This window comes from Actinomadura chokoriensis (assembly GCF_039529475.1).
Lineage (GTDB): Bacteria > Actinomycetota > Actinomycetes > Streptosporangiales > Streptosporangiaceae > Spirillospora > Spirillospora bangladeshensis.
The window spans coordinates 381627-392198 of record NZ_BAAAMW010000001.1 but is presented as its reverse complement, the minus strand read 5'-3'; the positions used below and the strand labels follow the sequence as shown (position 1 = coordinate 392198).

Here is a 10572-nt window from a genome sequence, read left to right as displayed (position 1 = left end):
CGCCAGTGCCGACGGCCTCAACTCGCCCGGCGCACGACGGCGAACTCGTAGGAGTGGCATGGCAACCGCAGCTTTGAAGGACCGGATTCCGTTCGAGACCAGCCGGCCGTGGGTGATCGGCGCAGTTCTCCTCTGCGCGGTCGGGACGCTCGGTGCGGTCGCCAATTCGGCGCACCCCAGAGGGGAGGTCGGCCGCGCGGCCGGGTTCGCGGACGTCCTGCGCATCAATCCGGGCGTGGTGTCGGTCGGCCAGACCGCCGTGGTCGCGGTGGTGATGGCCGCCGGGTTCGCGGCACTTTGGTGGTCGCTGCGGAGGAGCTGGCCGTGGTTGCTGGTCGCCGGCGTGGCTCTGACGCTCCCCACCGAGTTCGTGAACGTCGTGGCGCACAACGAGTTGTTCGGCGGTGCGGCCTGGTTCTACTTCGGCTCGGTCACGGCCGGGGCGCAGCTGGTGCTGTTGGGCACCCTGGGCGCCGGGCTGCGACTCGTCGACATCGGGGCACCCGGCGCGGGGGCGATTCTGATCGGGGCGGGCGCGGGCGCGCAGGTCTTCGGCGCGGCCACGGACGTGTGGATCGCGCACATCCAGATCGTCCAGCCCCGGGGTCTCTCGATCGACTTCGCGGAGGCCGTCCAGGTCCTGCTGCACCTCGCGTTCCTGGCAACCGCGATAGGCGGCGCGGTACTCCTGCTGGGCCTGTACTTCCGCTATGGCGGACGGCCCGAACTGGCCGGGCCGTCCGAAGCGAAGCCCGCGATGGAAGCCCGGACGGCGATCGCGGGCGCGGCGGCGGCCCTTGCGTTCGTCCCGGCCGCCGCCATGGCCACGGTCAAGGGCGGGTTCGGCGTCGGCGCGTGCTGGCTCCTGCTGGGCGCGGGCCTGGCGGCGGCAGCCGTCGCAGGGCTTCGCGCGGCGCTCGGCACTGTCGTCGCGTCGGCGATCGTCGTCGGAGCCTCCGGCCCGGCGAGCGCGCTCATCCAGGGGATGAACACGAGCTTCGTCGGCATGTGGTTCCTGGTGGCGCTCGGCGTGGTGGTCGGGACCGCCGCCGCGTTCTCGCCCTGGCGAAATTGGGCCGCCTTGACCGGATGCATGGCCTGCGCCGCCGCGCTTGCCGCCATCATGCTGATCCGCCCGGACGCCGTGACCGTGCTCATCATCGTTCTCCTCACCGCCACCGTCACAGTCGCGATCGCTTCGCTCGGCACCTGGCTGACCCAGGACGGCCTTTCCCCGGCCGTCCTGGGGCCGCTGCTCTTCGCGACCGTCATCGGAGCCTGCGGCCTCCTCGGAGACTGGCAGGGAACCGGCCGCCGGGGACCGAACGAGGAACTGTTCCGCGAGCCCGGCCACCTCTGGCTCTACACCGCCCTGCTGCTCCTGGCGGGTGTCGCCGTCATCGCACTGGACCGCTGGCGTGCACGTCCCGCCGCAGCAGATTGACGTGCCGCGGCGGTCAGCGATCGCCGGAGTGCAAGGAGGTATTCGCGCCGAAGCCGAAGCCCTCATGGGCTCCGTCACGGGGACGCGGCGGAGTCGGAACGTCCTCGGGCTTGGTGGCGCGCGTGTCGGGCGGGACGGTGTGCGGGACCTCGAACCAGACCCGCAGCCGGCCGTCGTCGAGCTGCTCGAACCCCCACGACTTGGCGAGCATCGCCAGGATCGGAAGGCCGCGCCCGTGCTCGCCGTGCGGGTCGTCCCGGTGATGCGGGACGCTGCTGCCGCCCTCGTCGGTGACCTCGATCCGGATGTTGGACGTGTCCACGTAGGCGTCCACCTCCACGAGGTGGCCCTCGCCGTGAACGATCGCGTTGGTCAGCGTCTCCGACAGAAGGAGGACGCTGTCCTCGCAGGCGCCGTGCTTCGCGCCGAGGAACGGTTCGAGCCGTCCCAGCAGCCACCGCCGCCCGTTCGCCACGTTCTGCGGCGCGGACGGGATGACGCACGTCCCCAGGTGCTTCATCGGGCCCGCACCGCCCACGCGACCCGGGCCGCGGCCTCGCCCACGTCCCCGGACATGCTCCACTGGTCGCCGAAGGCGTAGAGCCACCGTCCCCGGTGGTCGACCGCCGCGACCCCGAGCCACCTGCGCGGCCAGGCCCGTCCCGGCACCCACAGCACCGCCTCACCCCGCGACGGGTGGACGAGCATGGACGCGCACTGCTGACGTTCCCCCAGCTTGAGACACAGATCAGCCAGGAGGCTGAACCGCACCACGTGCGGTCGCTGATCCGCTGACATCGTCGGACGCCCCTTCTCCAGGCACGCGAACGACCACAATTCACCCGACCTTCTTGTGTGATCGCTCATCTACCGTGCGTAATTTTCGCTACGGTCAGAGCATGAAGCGGACGGTCTGAGTTTGTAAACCCAAAGAAGTGAACTCGCTCAAAGAATCATGGTCCGCTCGATGGGTATATACGAAGTGGAGGTACGAACGTGGCAAGTCGGACGAGCCCCACGGTCCGCAGGCGGCGCCTCGCGGCTGAAATGCGGCGACTGCGCAGAGAGTCGGGAAAGACCCGCGAAGAGGCGGCCAAGTTCGCGGACATCGCCCCCGCCACGGTCAGCCGCATCGAGGCCGCCGTCCACGCCCCGAAGGTCGCCGACATCATGGCGCTCTGCAAGTTCTACGGCCTGGACGACGACCGCACCGAAGTCCTCGTCACCCTCGCCCGCCAGAGTCGCCAACGCGGCTGGTGGCACCAGTACTCCGGCTCCATCCCCGACTGGTTCGAGGTTTACGTCGGCCTCGAAGAGGAAGCCTCCGAGGTCCTTCATTACGAGCCGGAGGCGATACCTGGCCTCCTGCAGGTCGAGGGGTACATCCGGGCGATTTCTCTCGCGGGCTTGGAGGCGCCGCCTGACGAGGAGCTTGAGCGTCGTGTCGCCCTACGGCTCAAGCGTCAAGAACGCCTCACCGGCAGCGATGCTCCAAAGGTGTGGGCAATCCTCAACGAGGGCGCGATCCGCAGGCAGGTCGGCGGGCGCGAGACGATGCGCCAACAACTCGACCACCTGACCTCTTTGTCGCAGCTCAATCACGTCAACATCGTTGTCCTGCCGTTCAGTGCTGGAGCTCACCCAGGCATGCACGGACCCTGCACCCTCCTTCGGTTTCCCGAACCCGCTGACCCAGACGTCGCGTATGTCCAATACCGTCGCGGGAGTGTTTACTTGGAGGACCCATCCGATATCGGCCATTACGTCGAGGTTTTCGACCACCTTCGTTCGAGGGCACTCGGGCCAGACGAGTCGCGAGCCCTGATCGCAAGGGCGTCCGGCGAGATGTCCGAGGCGTGACAACCAGGAGAGTGTAGGTCAGCATCATGGACATATCCCGCGTTACCTGGCGGAAGAGCAGTTGGAGCGCCGACGAGGGCAACTGCGTGGAGATCGGAGCGTGGCGGAAGAGCAGCCACAGCATTGGTAACGGTGGTGAGTGCGTCGAGATCGGAGCGTGGCGCAAGAGTAGCCACAGCACGGGCAACGGCGGCCAGTGCGTTGAGGTGGCCTCAGAGCGGGCGGTGGTGCTCGCTCGGGACTCAAAGGACCCGGACGGACCAGTGCTCGGCTTTGGCGTCGACGCCTGGACTGCCTTCCTCGACACCGTGAAGAGCGGCAGCCTCGACCCCGCGTAACGCCCTCCCACCCGACGCCGTCCCGCGTCCCGCCCTCCCACGTGGGATGTCTTCCCGCGTCCCACCTCCCTCGTCCCGCCCTCGATCCCGCCCTCCCGCTGTCCCACGCCCCCATCCCACGCCCCCATCCCACTCTCCCGCGCGACGTCCTCCCGCACGACGCCCAAATCAGCCAGCGCCCGCCGCCGACCGCCGACGGCTGGCCGCCGGCCGCCACAACCGAACCGAACAACCGCCCCGGACGTGACCACAGCGTCCGGCGCACGCCCCTCCCCGCCCGGCGATGATCCCGGCCCGTCAGACGGAGCCGCCAACTCGTTGATCTGCGGCGTGTTGTTGTTATGGACGCCCCCATAACAACAACACGCAGCAGATCAACGAAGCGGCGGGGGCGGGGCCCGGGGGTGGTGAGGTCGCAGGGCGCGGCCTCGTGCGTGCTGGCCCGGTGGTCGGACGAGGCCGGCTCGTTGCGCGATCCGAAGTCGTCGGCGAGGCGGTCACCGAGTCTCCGCATGCCGACTCACGGCTCCCTGACTGCCCCTCAAGCGCGGAACCGGGGCAGCCGCGACCTCCCCCTGGCGGGAACGCGGCGGCGTCCGACGCGTCCAACGCTTCCAATGCCTCCGACACGTCCGGCGCCTCCGACACGTGCGACACGTCCGACACGTCCGACGCGTCCGACACGTCCGACGCGTCCGGCGGGGTTTGTTGATCTGCGGCGTGTTGTTGTTTTGAGGTGCTTGATAACAACAACACGCCGCAGATCAACGAGTGGGATACGGCCCAGTCACGGGACGTGCGGCGTGGTGCTGCGGCGGTTATGAATTGACGGTGAGAACCCCCCGCGATATTCCACATACTCTCCAAAATCGTCCATTTCGGTCGGCTGAGGCGGTGCAGGCGGGCGTGACGGCTCAGCAGCTCCGATCCCGGCTGTACCGGCATGTGCTCCACGACGTGTACGCGCCCGCGAGCCTGGACGATTCCATCCAGGTCCGTTGTGATGCCGCCGCGCTGATACTCCCGCCGGACGCGGTCTTCTGCGGGGTGACCGCCGCTCGCCTGTACGGCGTACCGGTGCCGGACAAGGACCTGCGAGTCCACGCGGCCGTACCGGCCACGGCGTCCACCGTGCCTCGCATCAAGCAGCTGAAGCTGCACGGCTATGCGATTCCCGCGGGGCAAGTGCGCAAGGAAAAAGGCCGCCGCGTGATCGGCCCAGAGCGGCTGTTCCTCGAACTGGCGGCCTCGGTGCCCCGCATTGACCTCATCATCGCGGGCGACCACCTGCTGAGGCAGCAGATCAGCACGCGAGAACTCCTCAACGCATTCCTGAAGGACTGCTACCGGCGTCGCGGAGTCAGAAAGGCCAGGCTCGCCATGACTCATCTGGAACCACGAAGCGATTCACCGCCGGAGACGCGGCTGCGGATGCTGATCGTCGACGCCGGCCTTCCCCGTCCCGTCGCCAACCAGGACGTCTTCAACGACTGGGGCGTCTGGCTGGCGCGTCCCGACCTCTCCTATCCCGCTGTGAAGATCGCCATCGAGTACGAGGGGCTGCACCACCAGCAGGACTACGGCCAGTACAGCCGCGACATCGAACGCGACGGCCGGTTGATCGACGATGGCTGGGTCGTCATCCGCGTGAACAAGGACGGACTGTTCCGCAACCCCCGGCAGGTGGTGAACCGCATCCGCAAGGCCCTCAGCGCCCGCCGCCCGTCCCGTTGACCTGCGGCGTGTTGTTGTTATGGGTGCCCTCATAACAACAACACGCCGCAGATCAACGAAGCGGGCCGTGGGTGGTCGACGTGCCGTATCTGCTCGCCCTCGTGCATCCGACGGCTGGCGGCTCCACCTCCGCGGTGCCGGTCACCCTGCCCCGCATAGCAGGTGTTCGGCGTGAGACTCCAACGGCGGAGTGCGTCCGGTATGGCGGCCGCCGCACAGTTGCCGTGCGGCTAGCCCGCACGCAGCGTACGGAGGCCGGAAAAGCGCCTCTCGACGCTGATGGCCGAGCCGCGGGTCGCGCGCATGCGCGCGTCAGCCGAAGATCTCGTCCAGGGTCTGGGACTTGAAGGCGCGACGCATCCAGGTCCGGATCTGCTCGTAGTCCCGGCAGGTGGTGATGCGCTTGCGGAGGGCATCGTCGACAGTGAACCCCAGTGTGTCCAGGACGGTGAAGAGTACTTCCGCGCCCCCCTTTGCCTTGCCTCTGGCATAGCTGATCTCATCCAGGCGGGATCGCGCGGACTCGGAGAGTTGTGAGCGTATGTACCGCTGGTACCGCCAGGCGTCTCCGAGGTCCACGACCGACATCGCTTCGGCAAAGGCCGTGAGGACGGCGTCCTGATCCGGGCCGTCAGCGTGGGCGAGGATGCTCAGCACGGTCAGTTCCGGCATTGCACGGGCCTTGTCGAGGTCGGTGACGGCGGGTACGTCGGCGAGGTTCAGCGCCCAGGGGCGCAGGACCCATCCCTCATCGAGCCCGCACTCGATCGGCTGGCGGCACCATTCGGCCGTAGCCTCGTCCGCACACAGGACCACCATGGTGACCGGGCACTTGTAATAGGCCCGGTGACGCGCCAAGTAGGACGGCCAGGAGTAACGCCTCTCCGTGATGATCTCGGAGAGGAGCTCCACATGAATCATGAGGTCCGGCTGATCCAGGTCACCGATGAGGACGGTCGCCATTTGGTCGACGAAACCTATCCACGGGACCGAGATCAGATCGTACCGGGGGAGTTCGATCCCGGACGCCTCCTGGTAGAGCTCCACCACCAGGTCGGGCCGGTTCCGAATCATGTCACGCAACTTGTCATATTCGACGGGGGGCATGAGATGGACGCTAACGGTACTCGGGTGACGGCGGGGCGAGAGAATCGCTACATGATGTAATGACGGAATTGTCCCTGGCGGTCTCCCGGATGCAGAACCGCGGCCCGCCCTGGAACGGCGAGCCGCGGTTCGGACGTACGCGTGTCAGTCGAAGATCTCGCCCAGGGTCTGGGCCTTGGCGACGCGGCCAGTCCAGATGTCGAGTTGCTGAGGGTCCGTGCAGGCGGTGATGCGTCGTCGCAGTTCGTCGTCGATGGCGAACCCGTGTGATTTGAGAACAGTGAAGAGGCTCTCGGCTTTGCCTTCGGCGATGTACTTGAGGGCGAAGTCGCTCTTCCACTCGTAGACGTCCGCTTGCATGATCTCCTCCAAGCAGTCTCGCGCGGCTTCGGAGAGCTTCGACCGCACGTAGTCATGGTACTTGCTGCCCCTGTCGCGGTCCGTGACCTCCAGAGCCTCGGCGAAGGCGGTCAGGACTTCTCTCTGATGAGGGCCGTCCGCGTTGGCGGGGGTGCACAGGATCGCCAGTTCCGGCAGCGCGCGTGCCTTCTCCACGTCGGTGATCGCTGGCGCCTCGGCGAGGTTCAGTACCCAGGGGCGCAAGGCCCATCCCTCGTGCCCGGTCTCGATCGGCATGCGGCACCAGGCGGACGTGGCCTTGTCCGGGCACAGCACCAGCAGCGTCACCGGGCACTCGCGGCGGGCGCGCAGCGTGGACAGGTAGACCGGCCAGACGAAGCGCTTGCGCGGGTCCGGTCTGAGTTGGTTCTCCACGACGATCGCGAGGTCCGGGCGCTTCGGCTCGCCCAGGATGACGACCGTGTCGGCCCGGTACTCGGTCGGGTAGTTGTCGGTGAAGGAGTCCGATCCAAGTCCGATGTGTTCGCATTCGGGGGGTTTGATGCCAGATACGGCCTGCAGGAGCTCGGGAGCCAGCGCGGGCTGGTCCTTGAGCAGGGCGATCGGCAGCTCGTGGTCGGCGGAGGGCATGACACGGACACTAACGGTGTCCGACTGACTACGGTGAGGGAAAATCGTTACATGGCGCTATGGCGGAGTTGTGGCCATAGTTCCGACTGCGGCGGGCTGTGACGGCCGGCTCCGAGTGATCCGGCGACGCCTCGCGGTCGGGCGGCGGCTCGCCGGGACTCCTGCCGCGCCGATTGGCGGACGGGGCGCGAGTGGCGGCTGTAACGAGGCGGCTGCGGTATTCCGGTGGCATTGTCGTTTGCTGATCATTTGGTGTGCGGGCTTTTGTCTCCTGGTGAGTACCGGCGTTATTACTCCCGCGTAGATATCGTCCGGAATGGTGCAGCCCACGATAATCCTGGGCTACCGTTTAATCATGCGGAATTTCCGGGACGGGAGGGGGACCGAATGACGGAGACCCTCACCGGCAGAGGGGGCCGTCCCGGGGCCTTGCCGCCGCAGGTCATCGCGATCCTCAGCGCCGAGCTGCCGTCGCTGGCCGGGGAGATCATGGGGGAGATCCGGCGGGCGGTGCCCGAGTACGCCGAGCGGGACGGGACGGCGGTGCCCGACGCGTTCCGGGTCACCGTCGAGCAGACCATGGCGGCCTTCCTGAACCAGATCTCCGGCAGCAGCGTCGGCCACGAGCGCCGCGACGAGCTGTGCCGCGAGCTCGGCCGCACCGTGGCCTACGAGGGACGGACACTCGACGCGCTCCAGGCCGCCTACCGGGTCGGGGTGCAGGTCGCGTGGCGGCGGGTGGCGGCCGTCGCGCGCGACAAGCGGCTGCCCGCCGAGGTCATGACCCGGCTGGCCGAGGCGCTGTTCGCCTACAACGACGAACTGGCCTCGCTGTCCGTCCAGGGGTATCTGGAGGTGCGGTCGGCGGGGGACGAGCCGCCCGGCGACAGGCGGCGGCTGCTGCGGCTCGTCCTCCGGCCGGGCGCGGCGACCGGTGCGCTCGCCCGGACGGCGAAGGCGGTCGGCTGGGAGCTGCCCGGCACGGTGGCGATGGTCGCGATGCCGACCGGGGCCCGCTGCATCCGGGAGGCCCTCGACGCGGACGTGCTCGTGAACCTCGCCGACGCGGCCCCCCACCTGCTGATCCCCGGCGGGTACGGCCCCGAGCGCGCGGCGATGCTCGGCCGGGCCTTGCCCGAGCGCCGGTTCGCGGTCGGGCTGACCGTCCCGCTGGAGGAGGCGGGCGACTCGCTGCGCTGGGCCCGGCGCGCCCTCGCCCTCGTCGAGGCGGGGCTGCTGGAGGACGGCGGCCCGACGCTGTGCGAGCGGCACCTGCTGGAGCTGTGGCTGCTGTCGGACGGCCCGCTGCTCGACCAGCTCGCCCGCCGCGAACTCGCCGCCCTCGCCGGCATGCCGCGGACCCGGCGTATGCGCATGACCGAAACCCTGGGGGCGTGGCTGGAGGCGCAGGGGAACGCGGTGGAGGCGGCCCGCCGGCTCCGGCTGCACCCGCAGACCGTCCGCTACCGGATGCGGCAGATCAGTGTCACCTTCGACCGGCAGCTGACCGATCCGGCGGCGCGTTTCGTGTTGGACGCCGTGCTGCGCGCCCACCGAATGCGGGAGCGGCGAACGCCCTGAAAGAGAGCACGTCCTAATTGGGAGCCGAATGTGGCGGCAACGCCACAGACTGCTGATTTTACTCTGCCTTTACCTTGACGCATCGTATTTGATCTAAGTTCAATGTGCTTCAACTCACAGAAAGCGGGGGGTGCGCTGGGGTCCCCCGCTCGGCGCGCCCACCGCGTTACGCCATACGGCCGACCGCCCGGACGGCCGGGTGCCCCCGCCCGGCGACATGCCCCGGTCCGCGGCGGCGGCGCCTTGGAGGTGTGCCCATGGCACAGCAGGCATTGACGCGGGGGACGGTGGAGCGCCGGGCCAGGCTCCCGCGCCGGCTCGCCCTGCTGATGCGGCCGGAACTGCCCAGTCTCGCGCAGGAGATCATCGAGGAGGTGCGCCGGTCGATCCCCGAGTACGGGCGACCGCTCAAGGACCCCTACGTCGAGGCGCTGCGGATCGGCGTCGAGCGAGCCCTCGCCGACTTCGTCGACCGCGTCGCCAACCCGCTCGCCCCGCGCGAGCGCCACCACGAGACCTACCGCAGGCTCGGCCGGTTCGAGGCCCAGGAGGGGCGGACGCTCGACACCCTCCAGGCCGCGCTGCGCATCGGCGCGCAGGTCGCCTGGCGCCGCGTCATGAAGGTCGGGCCGCGCCGCCGGGTGGCGCCCGAGGTCATGGCGCAGCTCGCCGACGCGCTGTTCGCCTACATCGACGAGCTCGCCGCGCTCGCGCTGGAGGGCTACCTCGACGCCCGCCCCGACGGCGAGGCCGAGGCGCACCGGCGGCGGCTGCTGGAGCTGCTGCTGCGCCCGCCCGGCGCGCCCCGCGTGCTGGCCGAGGCCGCCGAGCAGGCCGGCTGGACGATCCCGGACGAGGTGACCGCCGTCGTCGCCCCGCCCGGCGCCCGCTACGTCCGGGCCGCGCTGGACGGCGACGTCCTCGCCGACCTCACCGCCACCCAGCCGTTCCTCGTCGTCCCCGGGAGGCCGACCCCCGAGCGGCGGCAGGCCCTGCTCCGCGTCCTGCCCGACGGGCAGCTCGTCATGGGCATCCCGGTGCCGCCCACCGGCGTCGCCGACTCGCTGCGGTGGGCGCGGCACGCCCTGCGCCTGGTGGAGACGGGGATCCTCGAGTACGCCCCGGTGATCGACTGCGAGGACCACCTCATCACCATCTGGCTGCTGTCCGACCAGGCCCTCATCGGCCAGCTCGCCCGCCGCCACCTCGGCGAGATGGACGGCCTCGCGCCCCGGCAGCGCGACCGGCTGCTCGACACGCTGCGGGCCTGGCTCACGACCCGCGGCACCGCCACCGAGATCGCCGCGGAGCTCGGCATCCACCCGCAGACCGTCCGCTACCGGATGCGGCAGGTCGAGAGCACGCTCGGCGACCGGCTCGCCGACTCCGAGGCGCGCTTCGCCATCGAGGCGGTGCTGCGCGCGATGCGGCTGCGCGAGCGGGCCGACGCGGCGCCGCGGGCGGCCGCCGGACAGGACCGGGAACCGCCCGCGGAAATAAGCACCGGTTGATAAACCG

General features: G+C 69.3%; 10 protein-coding genes. 6 read left to right on the top strand and 4 right to left on the bottom strand.

Translation table 11 applies throughout. From position 1 onward, the window contains the following. Positions 1–58: 58 nt before the first annotated feature. Positions 59–1444 (top strand): hypothetical protein, encoded by a 1386-nt coding sequence (locus tag ABFX46_RS01880; protein WP_346039583.1) that lies wholly within the window; start codon positions 59–61, stop codon positions 1442–1444. 13 nt (positions 1445–1457) lie between these two features. Here ABFX46_RS01880 and ABFX46_RS01875 read toward each other — a convergent pair whose 3' ends face one another. Together ABFX46_RS01875 and ABFX46_RS01870 are read right to left on the bottom strand one after the other, a co-directional pair. Further along, a complete protein-coding gene (locus ABFX46_RS01875) occupies positions 1458–1964 on the bottom strand; it encodes an ATP-binding protein (RefSeq protein ID WP_346039582.1) in 507 nt (168 codons plus the stop codon). Then, positions 1961–2242, bottom strand: a complete 282-nt coding sequence (locus tag ABFX46_RS01870; protein ID WP_346039581.1) for a hypothetical protein — start codon at positions 2240–2242, stop codon at positions 1961–1963. Before ABFX46_RS01870 ends, ABFX46_RS01875 begins: the two co-directional genes overlap by 4 nt. A gap of 198 nt (positions 2243–2440) precedes the next feature. Here ABFX46_RS01870 and ABFX46_RS01865 point away from each other — a divergent pair, with 198 nt between their 5' ends. The 3 genes from ABFX46_RS01865 to ABFX46_RS01855 all read left to right on the top strand — a co-directional run bounded on the left by ABFX46_RS01865 (position 2441) and on the right by ABFX46_RS01855 (position 5376). Then, a complete protein-coding gene (locus ABFX46_RS01865; RefSeq protein ID WP_346039580.1) occupies positions 2441–3304 on the top strand; it encodes a helix-turn-helix domain-containing protein in 864 nt (287 codons plus the stop codon). 26 nt (positions 3305–3330) lie between these two features. Continuing rightward, positions 3331–3642: a DUF397 domain-containing protein gene (locus ABFX46_RS01860; RefSeq protein WP_346039579.1), complete on the top strand. Its 312-nt coding sequence runs from the start codon at positions 3331–3333 to the stop codon at positions 3640–3642. An 894-nt stretch (positions 3643–4536) separates the two neighbouring features. Further along, entirely contained in the window at positions 4537–5376 is an 840-nt protein-coding gene (locus ABFX46_RS01855) for a DUF559 domain-containing protein (protein ID WP_346039578.1), read from the top strand. A gap of 312 nt (positions 5377–5688) precedes the next feature. Here the strand turns inward: ABFX46_RS01855 and ABFX46_RS01850 are convergent, their stop codons facing one another. Then, positions 5689–6483 (bottom strand): hypothetical protein, encoded by a 795-nt coding sequence (locus tag ABFX46_RS01850; protein WP_346039577.1) that lies wholly within the window; start codon positions 6481–6483, stop codon positions 5689–5691. 144 nt (positions 6484–6627) lie between these two features. Further along, the gene (locus ABFX46_RS01845; protein WP_346039576.1) at positions 6628–7473 is read right to left on the bottom strand and encodes a hypothetical protein; all 846 of its coding nucleotides are present in this window, start codon (positions 7471–7473) and stop codon (positions 6628–6630) included. A 387-nt stretch (positions 7474–7860) separates the two neighbouring features. Between ABFX46_RS01845 and ABFX46_RS01840 the strand changes: the two genes are divergently transcribed. Together ABFX46_RS01840 and ABFX46_RS01835 are read left to right on the top strand one after the other, a co-directional pair. Next, complete coding sequence (locus ABFX46_RS01840; RefSeq protein ID WP_346039575.1) at positions 7861–9054, top strand: PucR-like N-terminal domain-containing protein; 1194 nt, start codon at positions 7861–7863, stop codon at positions 9052–9054. A gap of 257 nt (positions 9055–9311) precedes the next feature. Further along, entirely contained in the window at positions 9312–10565 is a 1254-nt protein-coding gene (locus tag ABFX46_RS01835) for a PucR-like N-terminal domain-containing protein (RefSeq protein ID WP_346039574.1), read from the top strand. The last annotated feature ends 7 nt before the right edge of the window (positions 10566–10572 follow it).